Origin of the sequence: Porphyrobacter sp. LM 6 (assembly GCF_001720465.1) — a bacterium.
In the GTDB taxonomy this organism is placed as follows: Bacteria; Pseudomonadota; Alphaproteobacteria; order Sphingomonadales; family Sphingomonadaceae; genus Erythrobacter.
On record NZ_CP017113.1, the window covers coordinates 1,690,569 to 1,713,915 of the forward strand.

25 protein-coding genes and 1 pseudogene are annotated in these 23,347 nt (G+C 60.9%); 15 read left to right on the forward strand and 11 right to left on the reverse strand.

Annotated features, from left to right (window positions below; genetic code table 11):
- Positions 1 to 381 precede the first annotated feature (381 nt).
- Positions 382 to 945 carry a hypothetical protein gene (locus tag BG023_RS14875; protein ID WP_190315736.1) on the forward strand — a complete coding sequence of 188 codons (564 nt, stop codon included), beginning with the start codon at positions 382 to 384 and terminating at the stop codon, positions 943 to 945.
- Here the strand turns inward: BG023_RS14875 and BG023_RS08060 are convergent.
- The 6 genes from BG023_RS08060 to BG023_RS14880 form a co-directional block, all read right to left on the reverse strand.
- The gene (locus tag BG023_RS08060; protein WP_069309993.1) at positions 921 to 1,649 is read right to left on the reverse strand and encodes a hypothetical protein; all 729 of its coding nucleotides are present in this window, start codon (positions 1,647 to 1,649) and stop codon (positions 921 to 923) included. The two genes, BG023_RS14875 and BG023_RS08060, sit on opposite strands and share 25 nt — an antisense overlap.
- Positions 1,649 to 3,565, reverse strand: coding sequence for a 2Fe-2S iron-sulfur cluster-binding protein (locus BG023_RS08065; RefSeq protein ID WP_083234611.1), 1,917 nt, complete (start codon positions 3,563 to 3,565; stop codon positions 1,649 to 1,651). The genes BG023_RS08060 and BG023_RS08065 overlap by 1 nt, the downstream gene beginning before the upstream one ends.
- Positions 3,566 to 3,591: 26 nt before the next feature.
- Positions 3,592 to 3,933, reverse strand: coding sequence for a hypothetical protein (locus BG023_RS14710; protein ID WP_150122827.1), 342 nt, complete (start codon positions 3,931 to 3,933; stop codon positions 3,592 to 3,594).
- A gap of 86 nt (positions 3,934 to 4,019) precedes the next feature.
- Entirely contained in the window at positions 4,020 to 4,478 is a 459-nt protein-coding gene (locus BG023_RS08075) for a heavy metal-responsive transcriptional regulator (protein ID WP_069309995.1), read from the reverse strand.
- A 122-nt stretch (positions 4,479 to 4,600) separates the two neighbouring features.
- Positions 4,601 to 4,951 carry a hypothetical protein gene (locus BG023_RS08080; protein WP_066525641.1) on the reverse strand — a complete coding sequence of 117 codons (351 nt, stop codon included), beginning with the start codon at positions 4,949 to 4,951 and terminating at the stop codon, positions 4,601 to 4,603.
- Positions 4,952 to 5,352: 401 nt separating this feature from the next.
- Complete coding sequence (locus BG023_RS14880; protein ID WP_190315737.1) at positions 5,353 to 5,526, reverse strand: hypothetical protein; 174 nt, start codon at positions 5,524 to 5,526, stop codon at positions 5,353 to 5,355.
- A gap of 24 nt (positions 5,527 to 5,550) precedes the next feature.
- On the opposite strand from BG023_RS14880, the pseudogene BG023_RS15075 reads away from it, so the two are divergent.
- Positions 5,551 to 5,601 (forward strand): annotated as a pseudogene (locus tag BG023_RS15075) (hypothetical protein); the annotation flags it as partial.
- Between the two features lie 196 nt (positions 5,602 to 5,797).
- On the opposite strand, the gene BG023_RS08085 reads toward BG023_RS15075, so the two are convergent.
- The 3 genes from BG023_RS08085 to BG023_RS08095 all read right to left on the reverse strand — a co-directional run bounded on the left by BG023_RS08085 (position 5,798) and on the right by BG023_RS08095 (position 9,380).
- Positions 5,798 to 8,149, reverse strand: a complete 2,352-nt coding sequence (locus BG023_RS08085) for a heavy metal translocating P-type ATPase (protein ID WP_150122828.1) — start codon at positions 8,147 to 8,149, stop codon at positions 5,798 to 5,800.
- A gap of 125 nt (positions 8,150 to 8,274) precedes the next feature.
- The gene (locus BG023_RS08090; protein ID WP_069309996.1) at positions 8,275 to 8,706 is read right to left on the reverse strand and encodes a DUF411 domain-containing protein; all 432 of its coding nucleotides are present in this window, start codon (positions 8,704 to 8,706) and stop codon (positions 8,275 to 8,277) included.
- Positions 8,706 to 9,380: a class I SAM-dependent methyltransferase gene (locus BG023_RS08095; RefSeq protein WP_069309997.1), complete on the reverse strand. Its 675-nt coding sequence runs from the start codon at positions 9,378 to 9,380 to the stop codon at positions 8,706 to 8,708. The genes BG023_RS08090 and BG023_RS08095 overlap by 1 nt, the downstream gene beginning before the upstream one ends.
- A gap of 176 nt (positions 9,381 to 9,556) precedes the next feature.
- On the opposite strand from BG023_RS08095, the gene BG023_RS08100 reads away from it, so the two are divergent.
- The 9 genes from BG023_RS08100 to BG023_RS14715 all read left to right on the forward strand — a co-directional run bounded on the left by BG023_RS08100 (position 9,557) and on the right by BG023_RS14715 (position 16,751).
- Positions 9,557 to 9,835 (forward strand): hypothetical protein, encoded by a 279-nt coding sequence (locus BG023_RS08100; protein ID WP_066530750.1) that lies wholly within the window; start codon positions 9,557 to 9,559, stop codon positions 9,833 to 9,835.
- Positions 9,832 to 10,272 (forward strand): periplasmic heavy metal sensor, encoded by a 441-nt coding sequence (locus tag BG023_RS08105; protein WP_069309998.1) that lies wholly within the window; start codon positions 9,832 to 9,834, stop codon positions 10,270 to 10,272. The genes BG023_RS08100 and BG023_RS08105 overlap by 4 nt, the downstream gene beginning before the upstream one ends.
- Positions 10,269 to 10,835, forward strand: a complete 567-nt coding sequence (locus BG023_RS14525; RefSeq protein WP_083234613.1) for an RNA polymerase sigma factor — start codon at positions 10,269 to 10,271, stop codon at positions 10,833 to 10,835. Before BG023_RS08105 ends, BG023_RS14525 begins: the two co-directional genes overlap by 4 nt.
- A 245-nt stretch (positions 10,836 to 11,080) precedes the next feature.
- Positions 11,081 to 12,958 (forward strand): copper resistance system multicopper oxidase, encoded by a 1,878-nt coding sequence (locus BG023_RS08115; protein ID WP_083234614.1) that lies wholly within the window; start codon positions 11,081 to 11,083, stop codon positions 12,956 to 12,958.
- A 173-nt stretch (positions 12,959 to 13,131) separates the two neighbouring features.
- On the forward strand, positions 13,132 to 14,043 hold the full coding sequence (locus tag BG023_RS08120; protein WP_442956761.1) for a copper resistance protein B: 912 nt from the start codon (positions 13,132 to 13,134) through the stop codon (positions 14,041 to 14,043).
- Positions 14,018 to 14,449, forward strand: a complete 432-nt coding sequence (locus BG023_RS08125) for a copper resistance protein CopC (RefSeq protein WP_233992957.1) — start codon at positions 14,018 to 14,020, stop codon at positions 14,447 to 14,449. Before BG023_RS08120 ends, BG023_RS08125 begins: the two co-directional genes overlap by 26 nt.
- A gap of 256 nt (positions 14,450 to 14,705) precedes the next feature.
- Positions 14,706 to 15,383, forward strand: coding sequence for a CopD family protein (locus BG023_RS08130; RefSeq protein ID WP_190315738.1), 678 nt, complete (start codon positions 14,706 to 14,708; stop codon positions 15,381 to 15,383).
- Between the two features lie 74 nt (positions 15,384 to 15,457).
- A complete protein-coding gene (locus BG023_RS08135; protein WP_069310002.1) occupies positions 15,458 to 15,925 on the forward strand; it encodes a YybH family protein in 468 nt (155 codons plus the stop codon).
- A gap of 184 nt (positions 15,926 to 16,109) precedes the next feature.
- Positions 16,110 to 16,751 (forward strand): GNAT family N-acetyltransferase, encoded by a 642-nt coding sequence (locus BG023_RS14715; RefSeq protein ID WP_150122829.1) that lies wholly within the window; start codon positions 16,110 to 16,112, stop codon positions 16,749 to 16,751.
- 393 nt (positions 16,752 to 17,144) lie between these two features.
- Here the strand turns inward: BG023_RS14715 and BG023_RS08140 are convergent, their stop codons facing one another.
- On the reverse strand, positions 17,145 to 17,531 hold the full coding sequence (locus BG023_RS08140) for a MerR family transcriptional regulator (protein WP_069310003.1): 387 nt from the start codon (positions 17,529 to 17,531) through the stop codon (positions 17,145 to 17,147).
- Positions 17,532 to 17,640: 109 nt separating this feature from the next.
- Here BG023_RS08140 and BG023_RS08145 point away from each other — a divergent pair, with 109 nt between their 5' ends.
- The 4 genes from BG023_RS08145 (at position 17,641) to BG023_RS08160 (ending at position 22,776) form a co-directional block, all read left to right on the forward strand.
- Complete coding sequence (locus BG023_RS08145) at positions 17,641 to 18,357, forward strand: glutaredoxin family protein (RefSeq protein WP_069311213.1); 717 nt, start codon at positions 17,641 to 17,643, stop codon at positions 18,355 to 18,357.
- A gap of 348 nt (positions 18,358 to 18,705) precedes the next feature.
- The gene (locus tag BG023_RS08150; protein WP_069310004.1) at positions 18,706 to 19,836 is read left to right on the forward strand and encodes a DUF3500 domain-containing protein; all 1,131 of its coding nucleotides are present in this window, start codon (positions 18,706 to 18,708) and stop codon (positions 19,834 to 19,836) included.
- A gap of 102 nt (positions 19,837 to 19,938) precedes the next feature.
- A complete protein-coding gene (locus BG023_RS08155) occupies positions 19,939 to 21,105 on the forward strand; it encodes an acyl-CoA dehydrogenase family protein (protein ID WP_069310005.1) in 1,167 nt (388 codons plus the stop codon).
- Positions 21,106 to 21,117: 12 nt separating this feature from the next.
- A complete protein-coding gene (locus BG023_RS08160) occupies positions 21,118 to 22,776 on the forward strand; it encodes an acyl-CoA dehydrogenase family protein (RefSeq protein ID WP_069310006.1) in 1,659 nt (552 codons plus the stop codon).
- Here the strand turns inward: BG023_RS08160 and BG023_RS08165 are convergent.
- Positions 22,773 to 23,234: a response regulator gene (locus BG023_RS08165; RefSeq protein WP_069310007.1), complete on the reverse strand. Its 462-nt coding sequence runs from the start codon at positions 23,232 to 23,234 to the stop codon at positions 22,773 to 22,775. The two genes, BG023_RS08160 and BG023_RS08165, sit on opposite strands and share 4 nt — an antisense overlap.
- Between the last annotated feature and the right edge of the window lie 113 nt (positions 23,235 to 23,347).

Below are 23,347 nucleotides of genomic sequence, written 5' to 3' on the forward strand. Positions count from 1 at the left end.
GGAGACCCACCAACGCTCCGACAAGCATTATCAAGGAGAAAAGCCGCCTCACACGTTTATAATCGGCGTGGATGCGAAACGTGTCAAATCTATTCGATCTCTTCTCTCAGTTTACGAGTTAAAGCCGCACATCCTTCTCCGGGCTGCTCACCTCTGCTTTGGCCGGCGGGAGGCCCTGCGATCAGCACCATCTGCTCAATGATGGTCGTACAGCCCACGATTACGGATGTTGTTCCAACTGTCGGTGGTGTGGCATGCAACACATTGATTGACCGGAGCGCGTTCCCTCGCAACGCGCTGAGAGACCATCTCGAAGTGCATCATGAAGTGACTGGGCGGTGCCTTGTGGCACCCGGCGCACTGGCGTGAGTTGACAGATGGGTGCCTGAAGGCGTCGATCTTCCAGTCGACCACAGCATGGCAATTCTGGCAGTCCTTGCCGAACGAACCTTGATGCCGATCGCGCGCCGCATGGCAGCTTACGCAATTGAGCGCGTCCGTGGTCTCTGGATGTGTTTTCGAGATGCGTGCATCTCGGGGCCGAAGCGGACCGCGCCAAAGGTCTGGATCGAGCAAGGCCTCATGATCCATGCGAGCAAGGCTCGCGCCCCCGTCATGTTCAACATGACAGCTTGTGCAGTCTTTCGCTTTGGCATGAAAACGGGTCGACGCCTTGGTCCCGAAATCGGTTTGGATGTGGCAGGTGATGCATTTCTGCGCCTCAACGCCTTGGTGCGGTGTGTGGCAGGTTTCGCAATTGCGCCGAAGCGAGGCGTGAGCGGGCGACAAAGGTCCAGGTTCAATCAGCGCGGTCCAACCTGCAATCGCGCGGCTTCCAGCGGAATGGGTCGTCAGCGGGACGATGACGACGAGCATCGCCAGTACGAGGGCATATATGCCGTAGAGGAGGCGCGCGCCATTCACAGCCACCGAAACCCGAAATAATAGCCAGCCCAGATGTGGAGCAGCAGCAGCGCATAGAGAAGTGTGCTGGTGACGACATGGATCGCTCGCCATCCCCCAAACAGGCCGGCAGCCGCGCGTTCGGCGCGCACGGCGTATTCGGCATCGGCAAGAGCCTCGGCACGTCGTCTGGCATCAGCGATATCGGTGAGCTCGAATTCGTCGGCCGGGGCGAACAAGAACCGCCAACCTTTGCTTTTCGCTCGACCTTCGCCTGCAATGGGCACGGCACTTGCAAGATCCGCGTCGAGTCCCAAGCGGAGCGCTGCAAGTTCGGATGTGCGGGCGCGGACGGCTCTTGTGATCTGGACCAGGAAATAACGACCGACAAACCCGCTCCAGACGACCAGTATGACAGTGCCGGTCAGTGCGATGCCGAGCGGGCTCTCGAACTTGTGTGCCGCGTGGACAAGTGCGAGGATTGGCCCCGCCACACCCGCATAGATGTGTATCGCCAGCAAAGTCCGCTTCTCGATCCTATGATCGAGCCATCGTCCAAAACGCCCAATACGCCGAGCTGCGACATGGACGAGAGGAAGGAGCATCAGTACCGCAGCCGCGATCCCGATCAAGCTTCCCGCCAGACTGCCGGGAAAGCGCGGCGACGCGTGAACCACGAAACCGAGTGGAAAGAGAAGCACGAAGGCTGCCGCCAAGGTCATCAAGATGTCGCCGCGCTCGCGCATCAGGCTTCCACCACCAAAGGGCCTCGGGTGCAACGTGCCTGACAGGCGAGCACATAGCCTTGTGCCCTGTCGTCGGGGTCGAGACCGGTCTCGGTCTCCATCGCGATTTCCCCTGCTAGCAGGCGGGTAACGCAAACCCCGCATTCGCCGACCCGGCACGAATAGGGGATCTCAACACCGGCTGTTTCGGCAGCCTCGAGGATCGTCTCGTCGGTGTGGAGTGGCGCCGAAACGCCGGCTACCGAGAAGGTTACCGTAGTTGCCGCCAACCGTGCACGGGCCGACGCAGCGGGCGGGGGGGCCGCCTGCGCGGCACTCTGCTCGCCAGGTTCATCGATCGGCAGCGAAGCGGGTCCGAACGCCTCGCTGAATATCTGCGCCTCGGGCACCCCGATCTGCATCAGGATTTCGCGCATGGCGGCCATCATTGGCGGTGGCCCGCACAGATGGACGCGCCGTCCGACGATTTCGGGAACCGCGCTTTCAAGCAACTCGCGGGTGATGTGTCCTTTGGGTCCATGCCAGACCGTTCCCGGCGATCGTTCCATCGATGCAAAGACACTGAGATTGGGGTGGCGGCGCTCGAGCTGTTCGATCTCCTCCCGGAAGACAAATTCGTCGGTCGAGCGGGCTGCGAAGACGAAGAAAATCTCGCCGGGCCAGGCCGTATCGGTCAGGAAGCGCAGTACTGACATCATCGGCGTGATGCCGACGCCGCCGGCAATCAGAACGATGCTCTCAGCATCGCTCCCGGTGAAGGTGAAACGGCCGAATGGTCCTGCAATTTGAACCAGGTCGCCGGTCGTGACGCTATCGTGCAGATGGCGTGAGACAGCGCCCTGCGTCTCGCGCTTGATGGTCAATTCAACATAGGCGCGCTGCGTCGGTGAAGAGGCGATCGTGTATGACCGCTTGGCTTTGGTGCCGTCCTCCTTCAATACTTCGATTTGCAGGAACTGGCCGGGCAGGAAGTCGAAAGGAAGCCGATCGGAGCCTGGGAGCACCAAGCGGAAGGTCTTGACTGTCGGCGTTTCGTTGAAGATCTGGGCGACGCGCAGCTCGCCGCTCCAGGGGCGAGGTTTGCCCGTGGGGGCAAGACCAGACAAATCCGGTTGGCGTGTCGGCCAGACTGCAGGGCTCGAGATGCGCTGGCTGGCGGCATCCTGGCCTGGGGCGACCGGTGCCGGGCTCGTCAAGTCGGCTACCGGGCCCGCGTGCGGAACCGGGACGACAAGTGCCCTTACTCGCCGTAGCCGCAGCATCTGCAGAGCTAACAGCGCTCCCAATGCGAGCAGGGTGGCTGCCATGAACAGCCAGTGTCCCGGCGCAAGGCCCCACAGCCGTCCGGTGTTCGAAGTGCTCGCATCGCGGGGTGTGAGCCCGGTCTCCTTGCGAAACCAGTCATTCGCCGCGCTGTCGCTGTTTTTTTGGCCTGCTAGTACGGCGATCATGGCCGATCCGCTTTCAATCAGCGTCGCTGCCTCGCGAAGCTGGTTGGCCATCTCAATCCCGTCAGGCTGTTCCGGACCATGGGCTTTGCTTGTGATCTCGCTGGCAATGCTCAAGCCGCGGTGAAGTCGCGCATTCGCTTGCGCCGCGGCATCCTTTCGCGCAGCCTCATCGAGTTCGGGCAGTGCCAGAAAAGCGGAATAGCTGCTGAACTGCTGGCTCAGCTGACTCTCGCCGCCTGTCATCTGTTCCATCATTTCGCTCATGGGGCTGGCGCGGCTCATGCTGGATTGCGCCGGAACGTCAGACTGGGCCACTGGCCTCTCCGCGCTCGCCGACGCGGCTTTGCCACCGGGATGGTGCGCGGTGTGATTGGCGACAGATTGTGCGGCTGCCGCCTGGCCGATGACGGCCGCAGCCGCGATGAAGAGTATCCGCGCCGGGCGTTCTGCGAAGACGAAGTTCATGTCACGCCAATTGCCGGCCCAATTGCCTACATGTCGCTCATTGGCATCGGATCCGCCTTGTCCTTGGGCGCAGGCTCGGGAGCGGGCTTGTTCCCCATGCCCTTCATCGCGTGGCCGTGGGCGCCGTCCGGCCCCATCTGGTCAGTGGGCATCGCCCCGTCCTGCATGGAATCGTGCATGGCCTGACCCTCGTTCATCTGATCGTGCATTTCGCGGGCAACTTCTGACGCATTGTCTTCCGGAATGCTGGTATCGGTACTGGTGGCAGCGACATTGTCGGCCTCTGACGCCGGGCTACAGGCACCGAGCGCTGCGGCGTTCACGAGCGCCGATACAATCGGGGTCCATTTGTGGCTTAGCAAAGTCATGATCGTTCCTTTCTTCTGAATGGGATTTCGCCGTTAAGCAGCGCTGGCTGACCAAGGCCGTGCGCGGGAGACGCCTTGCGGCTAGGTTAGCCAGCAACCTGCTGATGGGGGTTTTCAGACCGCTGCCTGAGCTGGCGACGGGATTGCGGATGGGCGATATACCCGAGGATCGGGCAGTCACTGACAGGCACATCCACAGGACAATCCGCAACAAGCTGAGCAAGAGCTCTTTTGATTGTTCGGAGCTGCGACAGCTTGTCTGACAGGCTGCGGATCTTCTTTTCTGTCAGTTCGACAACCTCGGCAGCAGACTTGGCCTGAGAGTGCCGCAACGATAACAGCAGCACGATCTCGCTCAGGGTAAACCCGAGCAGCTGCGCGGTCTTGATGAAGTTGACCCGTTCGACATCGTCGCGCCCATAGATGCGATAGCCGGAGGCCGTCCGGTCGGGTTCGGGCAAAAGACCAGAGCGCTCATAATAGCGAATGGTATCGCGCCGCACGCCACATGCTGAAGCCAGCGCCCCGATGGTGTAACCTTGCATTTGCGGCTCCTTTCAGATGGGTTCGCTTGTTCCCAGACCCGTTGGCATCGTCTCTTTGGGGCCATGCATCCATCTTGGGCTGGAGCGGGGCAGCCGCCGGCCTGCGCTGCCCCGCTCACTGCTCATTTGCGGCTGAGCTCGACGATGTCGTGCTCCTTGAGCTTGCCGTCGGTCACCTGCGTGCGAGCAAAATGATCATCGATGATCTCGGTGATCTTGACCTCGCCAACCTTCACCCGCTTGTAACTCGTCTGCTCGGGTCGGTGCGCGTGCCGGTACTCAACCCGGTAAACATCCAGAACCTGACCGGTCTGCGCGCCGTCGGCCTTGCCGATGCAGATCACCGGGCCCGTATCCTCCATCGCGACGACGTGTCCGCGCATGAAAAAGCTGTGCCCCATGCCCTGGGCGATCGACGGTGAAGCGCTGATCAGCGCGGCGCCGATCAGCAGGGATGCGAAAATTTTCTTCATGTCACGTTGCTCCTTCGAAAAAGGCCGCCGCCGCTGTCGCAGCCAGCGATTAAACCGTTAATCATGCACGCATAATCAGCACTTTGGGCAGACATACGTCGGGGCGAGAAGGCGCATGGTCCATGTCTGATCGCAGCACCGAACGGGCTTATGCACCTTCGACCATGGTCATAGGTCAAGGGAAATCTGGATCATTGATCTTCGTCAAAATGCGATCAGAAAAAATCCCAAAAATCGAACATTGACCCGGGACCGTAGTCCGGAGGGTAGAACGCCAAACGACCTGACAAAGGTCTCAACTCGTTTGGAGAAAGATGATGTCGAACAACCATCTCGATTGCCTTGCCGCATGCAACGCCTGCGCAGATGCCTGCGATACTTGCACCGTCTCATGTCTCAGGTCAGATCATGTTGAGGCCATGACGCGATGCATCGAGCTCACGCTCGATTGCGCAGCCCTTTGTCGTCTCGCGGCTAGTTTCGTCGCGCGCAAAAGCAGCTTCGCCAAGCAGCTTTGTGCGCTCTGTGCGGAGGTATGCGAAAGCTGCGCCGCTGAATGCGGACAACATGCTCATGATCACTGCCAGGCTTGTGCAGCTGCATGCCGCATATGTGCCGACGAATGCCGCAAAATGATCGCAGCTTCCTGATCCAGCCGAGGTCGCCGTCGCTCGGTTACCCGGACAACGGCGACCTCATTCACCAACTACATCGATGGGCACCGAAGCGGCGCGACAAGCGGTCGCGCAGTCTGACTTCTTCTGGTTCTCGAGGCCAGAGATGTTTACATCCTGCTCCGGCAGAAGTGCAAAAATCCTGGAATTCAGAAATCTGTCCTCGTAGAAGTCACAGAGAAATCTGTCGAAGCCGCAACGAATTGCCGATCACGCTCACCGAAGACAGCGCCATGGCCGCAGCAGCAATGATGGGTGACAGCATGATCCCGAATACGGGATAGAGTATTCCCGCTGCCACCGGAATGCCTGCGACATTGTAGGCAAAGGCAAAGAACAGGTTTTGGCGGATGTTTTTCATGGTAGCATGGCTGAGGCGGCGAGCGCGCACAATCCCGGTCAGATCACCTCTCAGCAAGGTTACGCCGGCGCTCTCGATCGCGACATCGGTCCCCGAACCCATCGCGATACCCACATCTGCGGCCGCCAGTGCCGGTGCATCGTTTACTCCATCGCCGGCCATGGCGACGATGCGTCCTTCATCCCGCAGCCGTTTCACGATCGCGCTTTTCTGATCCGGTAGCACATCGGCTTCAACATCCGCAATGCCGAGACGCCGGGCGATTGCTTCGGCGGTGACGCGATTGTCACCTGTCAGCATGATGACATGAATGCCTGCTTGAGCCAGGGCAAGGAGCGCTGCGGGCGTCGTCTGCTTGACCGGATCGGCGATGCCGATGGCGCCGGCAGCCTGGCCGTCGATGCCAAGAAAAATGGCTGTTGCGCCCTCACTGCGCAGGTCATCTGCGCGCTCCGCAAGGGCGCCCAGCTGGATGCCCTGTTCGCCAAGAAAACGAGCATTGCCCGCAACGAGGCTGCGGCCATCGACCTGGCCGATGATGCCCTTGCCGACGGGTTGATCGACATTGGTCGGCTCGCTGATCGCGAGGCCTCTGATTTCGGCTTCGCGTACAATCGCCAACGCCAGCGGATGTTCACTACTGCGTTCAAGACTGGCGGCAAGGCGAAGAAGATCGTCCTCATCGAAGCCGCGAGCGGTTTCGATGGCGACGACAGCCGGCTTGCCTTCCGTCAGTGTTCCGGTCTTGTCGACCACCAGCGTGTCGATCTTCTCCATACGCTCGAGGGCTTCAGCGTTCTTGATCAGGATGCCGGCCTGCGCGCCGCGTCCGACGCCCACCATGATTGACATCGGCGTGGCCAGACCAAGCGCGCAGGGGCACGCGATGATCAAGACGGCCACGGCTGCGATCAGGCCATAACCCATAGCCGGTGACGGTCCGACCAGTGACCAGGAGACGAAGGCTATGGCAGCGACAGCGATGACTATTGGCACAAACCAGCCAGAAACGGTATCGGCAAGCCGCTGGATCGGTGCCCGGCTGCGCTGGGCATCGGCAACCATCTGGACAATGCGCGCGAGCATGGTATCGCGCCCGACTCGTTCCGCACGCATGATCAGACCCCCGGTCTGATTGATTGTACCGCCAACCAGTTTGGAACCAGCTTCCTTGCTCACCGGCATCGATTCCCCGGTGACCATGGATTCGTCGATCGTGCTGCGGCCCTCGACGACCGCGCCATCGACGGGCACTTTTTCTCCCGGACGCACGCGCAACGTGTCGCCGACCAGGACCTGGTCCAGCGCAATCTCTTCATCGCTGCCATCATCGCGAACACGGCGAGCGAGCTTGGGGGAGAGATCGAGCAATGCACGAATCGCGCCGCTGGTCGTCTCCCGGGCCCGCAATTCAAGCAGCTGGCCAAGCAGGACGAGCACCGTGATAACCGCTGCGGCTTCGAAATAGACAGCAACCGAACCGTCATCGGAGCGAAACGCTGCCGGAAATATTCCCGGCACCAGAGAGGCGGCCATGCTGTAGATCCAGGCGACCCCGGTCCCCATGGCAATCAGCGTAAACATGTTGAGACTGCGACTTTTGATCGATGCCCAACCGCGCTCAAAAAATGGCCAGCCCGCCCACAAAACCACAGGTGTTGCCAGCACCATCTGGATCAGGTTTGCAAGTTTTCCGTCCAGAACATGACGCAGGCCTGTCATGTGCCCACCCATTTCGAGCGCGACCACCGGCAAGGCGAGCAAGAGGCCGATCGCGAAGCGGCGCTTCATATCCTTGTATTCGTCCGATGGCCCATCGCTGAGGGTCGGGGTCATTGGCTCAAGCGCCATGCCGCAGATCGGACAGCTTCCTGGGCCGGACTGCTGGATCTCCGGATGCATCGGACAGGTCCAGATTGCGTCTTCAGGAACAGGACTGTCCAGTCGCGGTGAACCGCTTATGTACCGGCCAGGATCGGCAGTGAACTTAGTAAGACAGCCCGCGCTGCAAAAAAAGTGATGGGCTCCAGCTTGGGTCACGACATGCTTTGTGGTTTCAGGATTGACCCTCATCCCGCAGACCGGATCCGTCGCCATCTTTTCTGCTGTGGAGTGAGGATCAGCATCCTCACCATGGTGACGCGGTGTCTCGGTCATAATCATGTCCCTTGGCTAGTCTGTTGCATGTTGCGACACGATCTCGGCCCAGCAGCCGAGAGATTCGTCGCCAATCCAGCATCATTGACGCCTGGCCTTGTCTCTCAATGCTCTGCCATCAAGACTCGCTCCTAGTAGCTCTTGAAGATTGTCGGCCTGGCTGTGCCAAAAGCAAAGACATGGTATCTGTCTCTTGGGCGGCCCGGTGCTTCCATTCCCGGCGAACCGAGCGGCATGCCAGCCACTGCCAAGCCCTTCACGCCCTTTGGCTTGGTGGCAAGAACGCGCTTCATGTCGGCAATGGGAACGTGACCTTCAAAGGCCATGCCGTCGATCAGCGCGGTATGGCACGACACCAGGTCTGCGGGCAGACCAATCTTGCGCTGCAAGCTTGATCGTTGCCGGTCATCGATGACCTGGACTTTGCGACCGAACGCTGAGCGCACCTGTGCGGCCCACTTTTCGCAACATCCGCAGCCCGGATCACGGTGCATGACGATGTCGTTAGCCGCCAAGGCGGATGACGACATCAGAGCGAGCAAAATCGCGAACTTCTTGACCATTAGTGCAATCCTTTCATGATGTCTTCACTGCTTGGCACAACAAAGATCGAAATCGTCCCTGTCGGTGTATCCAATCGATAGCCTGCCGAGATGGTGCGGCCACCAAGCTTTCCGAGCTCCGCCTCAAGGAAACCTTCGACATGGGGCTGGGTGTCGGTCTGTCCGTCTATCAACTGGATAATCCGAAAGGCTTGTCGCATGATCCAATTGGTAGGCCGGGCGTAATCGGCAACGAACACTTTGCCGCCGGGGGCAGCAGCGGCGAACATCGCGGCGAGCCCCGTCCGCTTTCCCTCGAGTGGCACCTGATGGAATACGAGGCTCGACACGACCTTGTTGGCCGGGCCGCAGGCTACCGCATCCTGCGCGAAACCCTTCTTCCATTCGATGGAAACGCCTGCGACTGCGGCTTTCTCTCTTGCGATCGCCAAGGCTTGCCCGTCAGGGTCAAGGCCAATGATGGTGGCTTGGGGTTCGCGCTGCTTCATGAGGATCGCAAGCGATCCGGTCCCGCACCCCACATCGAGGATCGTTTCCCCAGCCTTGGGGTCAAGCAGATCCAGCAAGGCACTGCGCCAGCGACGTTCGCGCGTCAGCAGTGCCACGCCGCGGTCATACAATTTTGTCGACGCAAATCGGCCTGCAGCCGGAGTGAAAGTTGGGGTTTCGCTCATGCTGCATCCTCGTACTGTCAATCACGGCAAGTCGCCGACTTTGCGATCGATCCCGTTGTCCACACACACACTGATACGCATGTCGCCGCATTATCCCTCACGATGGTTGGGCAAAAATTTTTTGAGGGATCTTATCATAAGATGCGTATGTGAAATGAACGTCCGGGAGATTGTAAATGTATGACCTTGACCATTCGCTGCGGGCCCTTGCTGCACAGCCCATTCCCGCGCATCTCGCTATGATCGACGAGGCCGTGTTCGCAGGTCTGGAGGCACATCGGCGCGAAGTTGGTGCCGGATCCCGGCTGATGGGCCTGGCCGGCGCGTTTGCATTAGTGCTCGGCGTCATCTCCGGTACATTGGCGGATGCCAGCCCCGCGATAGCCCAGCCACTTTCGCCTTTTTCGCCTGACAATCCCCTGGCGCCCTCCACGCTGCTGGACGTTCATGCATGACCTGGACAAAGCGCCTGCTCGTAATTGGGCTTGTTGCATTTGGGGCAGCTCTTGGGGGCACGTATCTTGGCCGTGAGCTGCTTGCGAGCACAGGCGAGGACGAGACGGAGTTGCATGCGCTCCTGCACAGCGAGCTTGACCTTGACGCGCAGCAGGCGGCAAAAATCGAGTTGATTGAACGCCGTTTTTCAACCCGCCGGAAAGCACTCGAGCTCGAGATGCGCGCCGCCAATGCCCATCTTGCCGAAGCGATGGAGGCCGAACACGGCTACGGGCCGGAGGTTTCGGCTGCGGTCGATCACACGCATCAGGTGATGGGCGAACTGCAAAAAGAAACGCTGGAGCATCTTTTCGCCATGCGCGCGGTGCTTACGCCCGACCAGGCAGCACGGTTTGACCGTACCGTAACAAAAGCGCTGACACCAGAAGTGCAGTGACTTTCCCGCTCAGCCAGGGGAGCGACAGCGAACTTGCGGTTCTCGCACTTGCTGGTCGTCAGGATGCTTACCGGGAACTGCTGGCACGCTACCGTGAGAAAATCTTCCGGTTCGTGGCTGCGTCGGTTGGAGATTCCCAAGAAGCAGTAGACCTCACGCAGGAGACGTTCGTTGCAGCATTCGCTGCACTTGGAAAATATGATCATGACCGACCATTCCTGTTCTGGCTGAAGCGTATCGCGCTCAACAAGTGTCGCGATTGGTCGCGAAGACGAAAAGCCCGGGCATTTTTCGTTCGGGCGGAACCGCTCGAGCTGGCATTTGAAGTCGCTGATGACGCCATATCCGCCGATGTGCAGGCAGAGAGCCGGGCTGAACTGAAGCGGGTTTCAGCCGCTATCTCGCGCCTTCCGTCACGGCTCAGGGAAGCGCTCGTGCTTCGCACGATCGATGGGCTAAGTCAGTCAGAAGCGGCTGCTGTCCTGGGGGTAAGCGAAAAGGCGGTCGAGACGCGTCTGCATCGCGCGCGAGCCCGATTGAAAGCAAATCTCGAAAGCAAATGACCACCGGCCGCCGAATTTAGGCGCGGGGACTATGGCTGATCCCGAGTGAGCCAGTGCGTCTCGCCGATAAAGCTGGTCATCGTCATGCAAAGCGGCCATCGCAAGCAAGTGCGCTGATCGCCCCGAGCTGACGCCTATCCTGCGCAGCAGCCGATTCCGCCCTGCTAGCATAGTTCACCACTGCAAAAGTCGAGAGACGCGAAAAAAATTTGAGGGGTGTCCGGATCAGGCGCGTATATGCTTGTATGAACACTCCGATCCTTACCCGCCGCCACCTGATTGCAGGCCTCGGTGCCGCGTCAGCCTTTGCCACAGTGCCTGCCTGGGCGCAGGGTCACAACATTCACCGCGATCAGGGAGGCGGTCACGGTCGGGGTGGCCCGCTCATTCCTGCTGGGTTCGGTGAGCTTTCCGGCGAAGTGATCGATCTGACCGTGGCCAGCGGTCATCGCATCGTCGAAGGACGGCGTGGTCCCGGTGTCGCGGTCAACGGGAGCGTACCGGGTCCCTTGATCCGCTTGCGCGAAGGGCAGAACGTCCGTCTCAATGTCACGAACAAACTGGGTTCGGACACGTCAATCCATTGGCACGGCCTGCTCGTTCCATTTCATATGGATGGTGTTCCCGGCGTGAGTTTCCCTGGCATTCATCCCGGCCAGACATTCAGCTACGAATTTCCGATCCGGCAGGCGGGGACCTATTGGTATCACAGCCATTCAGGCCTGCAGGAACAGTCGGGGCATTATGGCCCTCTGGTTATCGATCCGTCTGGTCCGGAGCCTGTCGAATTTGACCGGGACTACATTCTGCTTCTCAGCGATTTCACGGTGCTCGACCCGCATTTCATCATGAGCCGTTTGCGCACCGGTGAAGGCTATTTCAATCGCCAGCAGAGCACCTGGACCGACGACTATCCGCTGTCTGCGCAAGAGCGACGCATGTGGGCCCAAATGCGGATGATGCCCACCGATATCATGGATATCGGCTCTCCGACCTACACCTTCCTTGCCAATGGGCGAGGGCCGACCGAGGGGCTTGAATACCTGTTTCGTGCCGGTGAGCGCGTGAGGTTGCGGGTCATCAACGGCTCGGCGCAGAGCTTCTTCAACGTCCGCATTCCCGGCTTGGCAATGACCATCATCGCCGCAGATGGCCAGAACGTCCGGCCGGTTGAAGTCGATGAATTTCAGATCGGCACGGCAGAAACCTATGACGTGATTGTCACGCCGGGCAATGCCGAGGCCTATGCCATAGTCGGTGAGTCGATGGATCGGTCGGGAATGGCGCTGGCCATGCTGGCGAGCCGTCCCGGAGCGCGGGCGGATGTACCCGCTCTGCGCGATCCACCGCTGCTGACGATGGGCGACATGGGCATGGATCACGGCTCGGGCGGCATGGACCATAGCGCGCCTTCTGCCGATACCGGTGCCAAGGAAGCAATGGGTAGTGTGGGCCCCATGGACCATGCGGCGATGGGTCATGCCACACCAGATGCATCAATGGGCGCTTCGGATGACACTATGGCCGGAATGGCAATGGGCGGCATGAGCATGGCCGGCATGAAGATGCGCGACACAACACTGCTGCCTCCCGATGTCAAGGTCGGCCCGGGCGTCGACATGGTTTCGATGTCTCCGGTGGACAAGATGGGAGATCCCGGTCTTGGCCTGCGCGACGTGGATCACCGCGTGCTCAACTATCGCATGCTGACGGCGCTTGAGCCGAACCAAGACACGCGCGAACCTTCGCGGCTCCTCGAGCTGCATCTCACGGGCAATATGGACCGCTACATGTGGTCTTTTGACGGAAGAATGTACTCTTCTGTCAGTGATGTTCCAATCCGCTTCGCCTGGAACGAGCGGGTCCGGGTGAAGCTCATCAACAATACCATGATGGCGCACCCGATCCATCTTCACGGCATGTTCTTCGAGCTGGTCAATGGTGCCGAGCCAGCCCATCAGCCTCGAAAGAACATCGTGATCGTGCAACCGGGCGCCAGCGCTCAGTTCGACCTCACTGCCAACGAGCCGGGTGACTGGGCGTTCCACTGCCACCTGCTTTACCACATGCACGGCGGCATGATGCAGACCGTGACCGTGGTCGGCCCGGGCGGTGCAGCATGAACGTCCGGCCCCTCGTCTCACTCTTCCTTGCGGGAGCGTCCCTGAGCGCAGCACCGGCGATGGCCCAGCATCAGGGGCATGACATGCCAATGCCGATGCCGCCACCGGCGCCGGCGCCGGCCCCGAGTCCGGCTCCCGCACCGCAGCAGCCAGATCCCCACGCCGGGCATGTGATGCCCGATCGTCCTGCCGCATCCGAAGAGGAAACGGTCGATCCGCACGCAGGCCATACCATGCCCGAAGGATCAATGCCGGCTCCCGATGCCATGGCCGACATGAAGCAGGAAACCATGGATCACAGCGCCATGGATGGCGCCATGCCTGCCTCGCCCGGGCCCGAGATGGAAACCCCCCCGCCGCCAGAGGCGGGGAGCGGTCCTCCGCGCGCCGCCGACGCCATCTGGGGCGCCGATGCAATGCGGGCCTCGCGAGACGATCTCAGGCGCGAAAGCGGTGATTTCCCGGTTTTCTGGTTTCAGGGTGATCGTTTGGAAATCCATGCCCGCGAGGGTGCAGAAGACTACATCTGGGATTTTCAGGGGTATTACGGCGGTCCAACGAGCCGGTTCTGGTTCAAAACTGAAGGTGAGGGAGCCTTCGGCGACAAGCCCGAAAGCGCTGAGTTTCAAGCCCTCTATTCACGTGCGATCAGGCCATTCTGGGATCTCCAGGCCGGTGTGCGCCAGGACCTCGCAGGACCCGATACGACCTATGCCGTTCTGGGCATCCAAGGCGTTGCGCCCTATCTCTTTCAGGTTGATGCGGCGGCTTTCGTCTCACAACGCGGTGACGTTACGGCAAGGATCGAGGCAGAGCTCGACCAGCGTATTACCCAGCGCCTGATCTTCCAGCCTCGTGTTGAGATCAACATGGCTGCCCAGGACATTCCGATCCTTGGCGTCGGAGCGGGCATCGACAAGGTCGAGGCTGGCTTGCGTTTGCGTTACGAGATTATCCGCGAGTTTGCGCCTTACATCGGGATCGAACAGACGTGGCGCATTGGCAACGGCGCGGACTTCGCCCGCGCCCGCGGCGAGGATCCGAGTGCCACCAACTATCTTGTCGGCATCCGGTTTTGGTTTTGAAATGAAGGACAATCCAATGAAATTTGCTTCGATTTTCGCCGCTCTTGCAGTGGTTGCGTCGCCTTTGGCACTCCCATCGATGGCTTCTGCTCACACTCGCGTTGTCGCCTCTACTCCGGCAGAGGGCGCAACCGTTGCTGGCACGCGCACAGTCACGCTGACTTTCAATGAAGCGCTGTTGCCCCCCACTGCTGCTGCCAGCATCGTAATGACGGCGATGCCGGGGATGGCAAATCACAGTCCGATGGCGATCCGCAATTTCACCACTGCCTGGTCGAACGGGAACAAGACCATGACCCTCACGCTTACCAAACCTTTGGCGAAGGGCAGCTATGAGGTGCGCTGGCAAGCCGCAGGTGCTGATGGTCACCGCATGAACGGCACTGTCAAGTTTACCGTCAGCTGATCGCGCTATGGGGTGGGCGATCGAACCTGGTTTGCGTTTTCTGAATTACGCGGTGCTCCTGGGGATGTTCGGGAGCACCGCGTTTCGATTAATCGCGCTTCGGAGCGCCCACTTTCTCTCTGTCGGTAATCGGACGTCGCTAGGCCTGATCGGGGGGGCTGCGGCTGCATTCGTTCTCTCCGTCGTTCTTATGCTCGTCTCGGTGGCGGCAATGATGGGCATGCCCCTATCCGACCTTGACTGGCCGACGATCTCCATGATGGCGTTCGGCACGGATATCGGTATTGCATTTGCCGTTCGCATCATCCTGCTGTTTCTCGCATTATGCTTTCTTGTCGCCGTCAGGGCCACGAAACTCAGCCAGGTAGCCGTCGCCGCCTGTTTCGCAGCGGCACTTCTCTCGCTCGGATGGAGCGGTCACGCCGCTGCTGGCGAGGGAGGCATCGGGCTCCTGCATCGGCTCAACAATGGCGCACACCTGATTGCCGCAGGTTTGTGGCTTGGCGCCATCATTTGCTTTGTTGACCTCACTGTGAAGTTGCATCGGCGGCCGGATCGGGAGCAGGCTCTCGCATTGCTTTCGCAGATCCATGCGTTCGCGCCGCTCGGCGTGGGCTTGGTGGCAGTGGTGGCCATCACGGGCCTCATAAATTCCCAGCTGATATTCGGTATTCAAAACAGCTTGGTCGTTCTGAGTACGCCTTATGGGTTGATGCTGGCTGCCAAACTGATCCTCGTCGGCGGCATGGTTGCGTTCGGAGCCAACAACGCGGCGATTGGACGCCGTTTCGCAACGTCTGGTGAACCATCGGAAAATTCGGTGCACGACGTGCTAGCGCGGTTGCGCCTCAGTCTGGGAGGTGAGCTTTGTCTTGCCGTCGGCGTTCTGGGCCTCGTAGCTGTTCTGGGCCTCGCGTCGCCAGGAATGCTGTAGATCGAAAGTTCATGAAAAAGGGGGTTTCAATGGTTCGATATCGAGCATGCAAAATTGCGGGAGTACTGGCGGGCGTGATCTTGCTGATACAAAGCCCAGTATTGGCGCACCCCAGTACCACCGCGAAGGGGAAGGACGCTGAAGAAGGGACTACAGTGGCTACGGCCTTGGATGGTCCCGTTGAAGCGGTGGCGGACTTTCATGCGGCGCTAGCGAAGGGCGATACTGCCGCTGCACTTTCGCTTCTGGCCGAAGATGTGCTCATTTTCGAATCCGGTGGGACGGAGAACAGCCGAGCTGAATATGCCAGTCATCATTTCAAATCAGATGCCGCTTTCAGCGCCGCAGTTCCTCGCATGCTCATCAGCAGAACCCATGGTGAGCAAGGCGATACAGCCTGGGTGATGAGCGTCGAGAATGTCGAGGGAACGTACCGCGATCGGCAGATCAAGAGCCGGTCTGTCGAAACGATGCTGCTTCGGCGCGTAAACGGAAGCTGGCAGATATTTCATATCCATTGGTCGTCTGCGGACCAGCGTTGACGAAGGTCCTCGACCAGCGCCAGCCAATGTCCGGTCGGGCATCCAGCTGGAGAAATCTGCTTTCCAGCCTGGATCGGTACGTCGGCACATGAGGTCTCCTTGCCGCCCGTCCGCACTGCATGACGACCCTGTCTTTCGTGGACACAAAACGGGGCACAATGGAGCGTCTGAGGAAGCCCTGCCGATGGCCCGCCAACACAGAGTCGCTTCGATCTTGGAAGCCGAAGGAGTGAAGCGTAGAGACGCCTCGCTGAGGGCACGCATCAAGGATCTCCTTAAGCGAGCTTTGTCCAGGATTGTGGATTACCGTATCAACTGGATTTTCGCGCAGAACACAGCTGTTGAAGCGCCCGCCCTGCCGCCCTCTATCGAAATTACTGTTTTCGATGAGCAGCATCTTGCCGCCTTTGCACATCATCCTGACGCGCGTGTCCGAAGTGCAATGAGTTTCGAGCGCGCGGGATGTATCGGCTTTGTACTTCTGGCCGATGCCGAGCCGGCAGCCTGCATCCATTTCGCCGATAGATCGCGCTATGAAAGTGTCTCGACCTGGCCGCTTGCGAACAACGAAGTCGCTTTGGTCAACGTCACAACTTTACCCGAGCATCGATCGCGGCGCTACGCATCCCTCTTGATTGCGCAAGCAACGAGCTCGCTGGTTCCCAGTCGCTATCGGCGCGCTCTTGCCCATATCTGGTGGAACCACCACGCATCACTGCGCGCATTCAGAAATGCAGGTTGGCAGCGGGTCGGCATTTCGATCGAGATATCACGGCACAAGGGACGCTGGTATTCAGTACACCTTCCTTGGAAGGTTCGCAGTTAGAAGCGCGCTTGTGGAAGGGCGTTCGAACACAAGGCTTGCGTGCCCGTGATGGTCAGGTGTGGCCTTTCGGCTAGACACTGTACGTAACCATTCTCGATGTCAGCTCGCTGGCTTTACAGTCCTTCGGGACGTACGGCGATGTCGAGCATCGATCCAGCCAGCTGCTTCTTCATCAGCGAATTTTGCTCCTCACGTCCGATGCTGCCACGCCTTGGAGACCTCCAGACTGCCCAACTGCACCTTGCAATTGGGCAGGTCGGCCGGATAACCACGGAGTAACGGATATGCGCTGACATTCAGCACCCGCGACTGCACTTGTCAGGAAAGTTTTCGCCGACTGTGGTGCCCGAGGACTGGGATTTGGATGGGTAGCGAGAGTAAGTAAACCTCGCGTCAGGTATTGGCCGCCGGATTGAAAGCGGCGATGATCGGGCAAGGGCCGGCTTCTTCTGCAGCACAAGCACCGGCCAGACGGACCAAGGCCGCGCGCATAGTTTGTAACGTCGCGATTTTTTCATCGAGCGCCGCGATCCGACTGTTGGCGAGCGCCTGCGCTGCCGATCGATCAGACGTGTCGAGTTCCAACAGGGTGGAAATCTCATCGAGGGTGAACCCGGCCATCTGCGCCGCGCGAATTGACCGCAAGCGATCAAGGTCATTGCTCCCGTAACGCCGCGGCCCCTGTTTGCGCGGCGGTTCCATAAGGAGTCCGCGCCGCTGATAATAACGGATCGTTTCAACGTTTACGCCGCCCGCACGGGCGAAGTCGCCGATTTTCATAAATCCACTTGATTCCGTATTATGGTACGGAGCTTATAGCGACGGCATTGCCAGCCAATCAAAGGAAATCGCAGTGCCGCAATCAGCAAAATCCGCAGTGCTCTATCGCATGGTCATGCCCGGCCACACCTGCCCATATGGCCTGAAGGCCAAGCATCTGCTCACCTCGCGCGGGTATCAGGTGGAGGACCATCACCTGACAACGCGGGAAGAGACCGATGCTTTCAAAGCCAAGCATGATGTAGCTACCACCCCTCAAACCTTCATTGATGGGCAGCGGATCGGTGGCCACGATGACCTCCGCCGCTTTTTCAACCTCAGAGTCGCTGACCCAAATGCCACCACCTATCGCCCGGTTGTTGCACTATTCGCGATGACGGCGTTGATGGCAGTCGCAACCGGAATTGCGACTGACGGCCAAGCGGTCAGCATCAGCGTGGCAGAATGGTTCATCGCCTTCTCGATGTGTGTGCTGGCGCTGCTCAAGCTGCAAGATGTCGAGAAATTTGCGACCATGTTCCTCAATTATGACCTGCTGGCGCAGCGCTGGGTCCCCTATGCGCGCATCTACCCCTTCGCTGAGGGTCTCGCCGGCGTCCTGATGGTGGCAGGTGTGCTACATTGGGTCTCGATCCCGGTGGCCCTGTTCATCGGCACGATCGGCGCGGTTTCCGTGTTCAAGGCGGTCTACATCGACCAGCGCGAGCTCAAGTGCGCATGCGTCGGAGGATCGAGCAACGTACCGCTTGGTTTCGTGTCGTTGACCGAGAACCTGATGATGATCGCAATGGCGCTTTGGATGGCAGGCGAGATGATCGTGGGATAGATCATTATTTAACATAATGTATGTTGCCTATCCGGCGAGGCGGTCAGCGTGCCTGCGATCGTACAGATGCATGACAAGCCCATTTCGTTCACGACGGAATTCGCCGACAATGCCGACAACAACAGATTGAACTGGTCTTGCCGCATAGCTCGGGCGGCTCGTCGCAAAGGTCCCATCTTGGGGGTACCACTGGGGGTAGCTTCACGGGGCGGGCGACAAAAATGACTGTTCAGCAATATGTTATGACCTACCGAAAGATCCCTCCTCCGCTACCATTCCTCATCTCCCTCGATTTGTCAGCGGCTGCGCCTTGCTGTAGGCCGCACTTGGGCTTTGGGGGGACTATCGATGAAATCCGTGACAATTGCGTTTGCTGCTGCGGTGCTGGCGGTAGGGGTGCCTGCTGGAGGGCTGGCCGCGCACGATTCGCCCGATCATGCGCTTGAGGCGGCGCGGGTTGATGCGATGCGTGAGGCGACGCAGGTCTTCCTTGCCAGCCTTGATGATGCCGGGCGCGCCAAGGTGCAGGCCAGCCTGACGGACAACGCGCGGCGCACCGCATGGTCGAACCTGCCGGCAAACCTCGCGCCGCGTCAGGGGCTGACTGTCGCCGAGATGACCGCCGATCAGCGCAAGGCGCTCCATGCGATGCTCGCGGCGGCGTTCTCCAGTCAGGGCTATCTCAAAACCACCACGATCATGTGGCACGAAGATGTGCTCAACGCGCTGACCGCCGAGACCCTGAACAAAGCGCCCGACAGCGATCCGAACAAGCAGCGGATGCTCGCCTTCCTGCCCAACTTCGACAGCGAGAAGTTCTTCGTCACCGTTTTCGGCGATCCCACCGGCAAGGATTGGGGCTGGATGCTGACCGGCCACCACTATGCCGCCAACTTCACCGTCTCGGGCGGGAAGATCGCCTTCACGCCGCTGTTCCTCGGTGCCAATCCGCAGGTGGTGCCGGCCGGGCGCTATGCCGGATGGCGCATTCTCCAGCACGAGGCCGACCGTGCGCTGGCGCTGGTAGGGGCGCTCACCCCCGAACAGCGCAAGGCGGCGGTGATCGCCGATGCGGTTGATACCGCGGTGTTCGCGGGCAAGGGACAGCAGCCTGTCGCCGGTGCGCGCACCCCGCGCGGAATTCAGGCCTCGCGCCTCGACGAGGTCCAGCGCCGCCTGCTGCTGGCGCTGATCGACGAGTATATCGGCGATGCGTCGGACGAGGCAGGCGCTCAGCAGCGCGCGGCCATCGCGGCAGACGGGCTGGACAAGCTCCATTTCGCCTGGTGGGGGCCGACTGGGGATCCCAAGGCACGCTTCATGTTCAGGGTCGAAGGGCCGTCGATCATCATCGACTATGTGCGCGAACCTTCGGGCGAGGGCGAATACAACCACGTCCATTCGATCGTGCGCGATCCGTCGAACGATTACGGCGCCGAATGGCTCGGCCAGCACTATGCCGAGGCACACCAGCCCTAGCAAAAAATTGCCGCATGGGCGCATTCGGGCGGGTGACACGAGGCGTATTGTGTGGTGTCAGGGCCACCGATACGCCTGATCCTGCCTGGAGAACCACGCGCGATGAATTTCGAGCTTCCTCACGAATACACCATGCTCAAGGACCTGGTCGCCAACTTCGTGCGCGACCACCTGATGCCCTACGAGGCCACGGTGATGGCGCGCGAAAACGCGGGGCAGGGCACCTATCTCAACGCGGAAGAGACGCGCCTCGTTGATGCCGCCTCGCGCGAGATGGGGCTGTGGGGTCTTGATGCGCCCGAGGAAGTGGGCGGGATGAACCTGCCGATGGTGGCGATGGTCGGGGTGAGCGAGGAGCTCGGCAAGACGGTCGTGCCCTATTACCTGCCGCCCGATTCGCCCAACCTGCGGATGCTGATGGTCGCCGCCGACGAGCGTCAGCGCGAAGCCTATCTTGAACCCTATGTCCGCGGCGAGACCGTGTCGGCGATCGGCATTTCCGAACCCGGCGCGGGTGCGGACCCGCAGGGGATGCGGACGAGCGCGGTGCAGGACGGCGATGACTGGGTGATCAACGGCCGCAAGATCTGGATCACCAAGGGCGCCGAGGCCGATTTCACCATCCTCATGGCGGTGACCGACAAGAACCCCAATGGCCGCAACGGCATGTCCGCCTTCCTCGTCGACCGCGATACGCCCGGCTTCAACGTGCTGCGCAAGATCCCGATGATCGACGGCACGTCGACCTATGAAATCGCGCTTGACGATTGCCGGGTGCCGGGCTGGAAGCTGCTCGGCAAGCGCGGGCAGGGCTTTGCGCCGATGCAGGTGCGGCTCGGCACGCGGCGGATCGAGATGGCCTCGTGGTCGATCGGCATGGCGCAGCGTGCGCTGGACATGATGATCGAATATGCGCCCCAGCGCACCACCTTCGGCAAGGCGCTCTCGGCGCGGCAGACAGTGCAGAACTGGATTTCGGACGCCGCGATCAAGATCCACGCGATGCGGCTGATGACCTATGACTGCGCGTGGAAGATCGACGAAGGCCGCGATACCCGCGCCGAGATTTCGATGATCAAGAGCTTCTGCACCGAGGAAGCCTACAAGATCGTCGACCATGCAATGCAGCTGTTCGGCGGCATGGGCATGACCCGCGAGCTGCCGCTATACCTGATGAGCAACAAGCTGCGCACGATGCGGATTTACGACGGCCCGAGCGAGATCCACAACTGGGTGGTCGCCCGCAGCCTGCTCGGCACCAGCGAGTAAGCAGCCGCCGGCATGAACTCGTGGATCACTCTGGCGCGCGATGCTCTTGGAGCTGCACGGGCCTATGCCGAAACGGCGCGCGGGAAGGTTGCTGCCGAGGTGGCCCCCGCCGGGACGCCCGATCCCGCGCTGATGGAGCAAGCCCAGCACGCGGTGCATGGCTTCGGCTGGATCGCCGCGACAATCGCCGCGCTGGAGGCGACGCTCGATTGGGCGGTGCGGGCAGAGGCGGCGGGACGGTTCGGCGCGGCCGAGGAACTGACGCTCAGGATTGGGTTCGGCGAATACCTCGCCCAAATCGCTTCCGGCCTGCCGATGAGCGCGAACGAAATCGTGCGCCCATCGGCCTTTGGCTGCGAGGAAGCGGCGCGGGCGTTTGCCGCCGACCCTGCGGTCGCGCGGTTGCTCGCCGAGGGCAACAATGCGGCCACCCGCGCGCAGTTTGCGGCGCTGCTGGCGGACTGCCAGCGCCCCTGTGAAGCGCTGGGGGACGATACGCTCGATCTCATTCGCGCGCAGTTCCGCAGCTTCACCGCTGACCGGATCGCACCCCAGGCGCACCAGTGGCACCTTGCCGATGATCTGATCCCCGATGCGGTGATCGCCGAGATGGCGCAGCTCGGCGTGTTCGGTATCTGCATCCCCGAGGAGCACGGCGGGCTCGGACTCGGCAAGCTGGCAATGGCGGTGGTCTCGGAAGAATTGTCGCGCGGGTGGATTTGCGCTGGCAGCCTCGGCACGCGCTCCGAAATCGCGGGCGAGCTGATCGCGGCCAACGGCACCCCTGAGCAGAAGGCGCATTGGCTACCGCGCATTGCGGATGGATCGTGCCTGCCGACAGCGGTGTTCACCGAACCCGACACCGGCAGCGATCTTGCTTCGGTGCGCACGCGGGCCGCACGGCAAGCCGACGGCAGCTGGCGGGTGACCGGCGCGAAGACCTGGATCACCCACGCCGCGCGCGCCGATCTGATGACCATGCTGGTGCGAACCGATACCGCGAAGCCGGGCTATGCGGGCCTATCCATGCTGCTCGCCGCCAAGACACGCGGCAGCGAGGCCGCGCCGTTCCCCGATGCCGGGATCGAGGGCAGCGAGATCGAAGTGCTCGGCTATCGCGGCATGAAGGAATATGCGCTCGGGCTCGATGGCTTTGCGGTCGCCGCCGATGGGTTGCTCGGCGGAGCGGAAGGGCAGGGCTTCAAGCAGCTGATGCAGACCTTCGAAGGCGCCCGCATCCAGACCGCCGCGCGCGCGGTTGGCGTGGCATGGAACGCCTTTGACCTGGCGCTCGCTTACGCAGAAGGACGCAGGCAGTTCGGCAAGGCGCTGACCGCCTTTCCGCGCGTGGCTGACAAGCTGGCGCTGATGGCGGTGGAGACCGTGATGGCGCGCGAGCTTACCTATTACGCCGCCCGCGCCAAGGATCGCGGCGCGCGCTGCGATATTGAGGCGGGGATGGCCAAGCTGCTCGCCGCCCGCGTCGCGTGGAGCGCGGCGGACAATGCGGTGCAGATCCACGGCGGCAACGGCTATGCGCTCGAATACCCGATCAGTCGGGTGCTGTGCGATGCGCGCATTCTCAACATCTTCGAGGGCGCAGCCGAGATCCAGGCGCAGGTGATCGGGCGCGGATTGCTCGGCGGGCAGCGCGCAGGGGCTGCGGGCTAGATCATCCGCCGCGCGGGCAGGGCGAGAGCAGGGGCGGCAGGCTGACGCACCGCCAGCGCGGTCGCCAGATCGACATGGCGCGGTCGCGCGGCGCGCTGTTCAAGGATCCGCCGGACACGCGCGGTCAGCATGAACGGATCGAACGGCTTGCTGAGAAAATCGTTGGCTCCGGCATAGATCGCCTGCGCCTCGTCTTCGGTGCCGCGCATGCCGGTGAACATGATGACCGGCAGATCATAGAGCAGCGGCGAACAGCGCAGGCGGCGCAGCAGGCTGAGGCCAGATTCGCCCGGCATCGCATGATCGAGCAGCAGCACATCGGGCCGCTTGGCCTGAACGCAGCGCCACGCGGCCTCGGCACTGGTAACCCAGCCGCAGGCGTGCCCGGCATCGATCAGCACTTCGCTGGCGAGTTCGGCGATCAGTTCGTCGTCATCTGCGATCAGGATATGGGCCATAGGGTGAGGTCTTGCGCGAAGGGTTGTCTTGGTTCCTGCGGTATTAACTAACTTGGGTTCCGGTGCGCCTGCCGCGCCCCCCCGTAGAGTTCCCTAGGCCCCCGTCTGACCCC

What these genes read in the sequence shown, in the direction of transcription:
- BG023_RS08060 (WP_069309993.1), bottom strand. Translation starts at nt 1,649, where the DNA reads ATGCGCGAGCGCGGCGACATCTTGATGACCTTGGCGGCAGCCTTCGTG.
- BG023_RS08065 (WP_083234611.1), bottom strand. Translation starts at nt 3,565, where the DNA reads ATGAACTTCGTCTTCGCAGAACGCCCGGCGCGGATACTCTTCATCGCG.
- BG023_RS14710 (WP_150122827.1), bottom strand. Translation starts at nt 3,933, where the DNA reads ATGACTTTGCTAAGCCACAAATGGACCCCGATTGTATCGGCGCTCGTG.
- BG023_RS08075 (WP_069309995.1), bottom strand. Translation starts at nt 4,478, where the DNA reads ATGCAAGGTTACACCATCGGGGCGCTGGCTTCAGCATGTGGCGTGCGG.
- BG023_RS08080 (WP_066525641.1), bottom strand. Translation starts at nt 4,951, where the DNA reads ATGAAGAAAATTTTCGCATCCCTGCTGATCGGCGCCGCGCTGATCAGC.
- BG023_RS14880 (WP_190315737.1), bottom strand. Translation starts at nt 5,526, where the DNA reads ATGAGCATGTTGTCCGCATTCAGCGGCGCAGCTTTCGCATACCTCCGC.
- BG023_RS08085 (WP_150122828.1), bottom strand. Translation starts at nt 8,149, where the DNA reads ATGATTATGACCGAGACACCGCGTCACCATGGTGAGGATGCTGATCCT.
- BG023_RS08090 (WP_069309996.1), bottom strand. Translation starts at nt 8,706, where the DNA reads ATGGTCAAGAAGTTCGCGATTTTGCTCGCTCTGATGTCGTCATCCGCC.
- BG023_RS08095 (WP_069309997.1), bottom strand. Translation starts at nt 9,380, where the DNA reads ATGAGCGAAACCCCAACTTTCACTCCGGCTGCAGGCCGATTTGCGTCG.
- BG023_RS08100 (WP_066530750.1), top strand. Translation starts at nt 9,557, where the DNA reads ATGTATGACCTTGACCATTCGCTGCGGGCCCTTGCTGCACAGCCCATT.
- BG023_RS08105 (WP_069309998.1), top strand. Translation starts at nt 9,832, where the DNA reads ATGACCTGGACAAAGCGCCTGCTCGTAATTGGGCTTGTTGCATTTGGG.
- BG023_RS08115 (WP_083234614.1), top strand. Translation starts at nt 11,081, where the DNA reads ATGAACACTCCGATCCTTACCCGCCGCCACCTGATTGCAGGCCTCGGT.
- BG023_RS08120 (WP_442956761.1), top strand. Translation starts at nt 13,132, where the DNA reads ATGCCCGATCGTCCTGCCGCATCCGAAGAGGAAACGGTCGATCCGCAC.
- BG023_RS08130 (WP_190315738.1), top strand. Translation starts at nt 14,706, where the DNA reads ATGATGGCGTTCGGCACGGATATCGGTATTGCATTTGCCGTTCGCATC.
- BG023_RS14715 (WP_150122829.1), top strand. Translation starts at nt 16,110, where the DNA reads ATGGCCCGCCAACACAGAGTCGCTTCGATCTTGGAAGCCGAAGGAGTG.
- BG023_RS08140 (WP_069310003.1), bottom strand. Translation starts at nt 17,531, where the DNA reads ATGAAAATCGGCGACTTCGCCCGTGCGGGCGGCGTAAACGTTGAAACG.
- BG023_RS08145 (WP_069311213.1), top strand. Translation starts at nt 17,641, where the DNA reads ATGGTCATGCCCGGCCACACCTGCCCATATGGCCTGAAGGCCAAGCAT.
- BG023_RS08150 (WP_069310004.1), top strand. Translation starts at nt 18,706, where the DNA reads ATGAAATCCGTGACAATTGCGTTTGCTGCTGCGGTGCTGGCGGTAGGG.
- BG023_RS08155 (WP_069310005.1), top strand. Translation starts at nt 19,939, where the DNA reads ATGAATTTCGAGCTTCCTCACGAATACACCATGCTCAAGGACCTGGTC.
- BG023_RS08160 (WP_069310006.1), top strand. Translation starts at nt 21,118, where the DNA reads ATGAACTCGTGGATCACTCTGGCGCGCGATGCTCTTGGAGCTGCACGG.
- BG023_RS08165 (WP_069310007.1), bottom strand. Translation starts at nt 23,234, where the DNA reads ATGGCCCATATCCTGATCGCAGATGACGACGAACTGATCGCCGAACTC.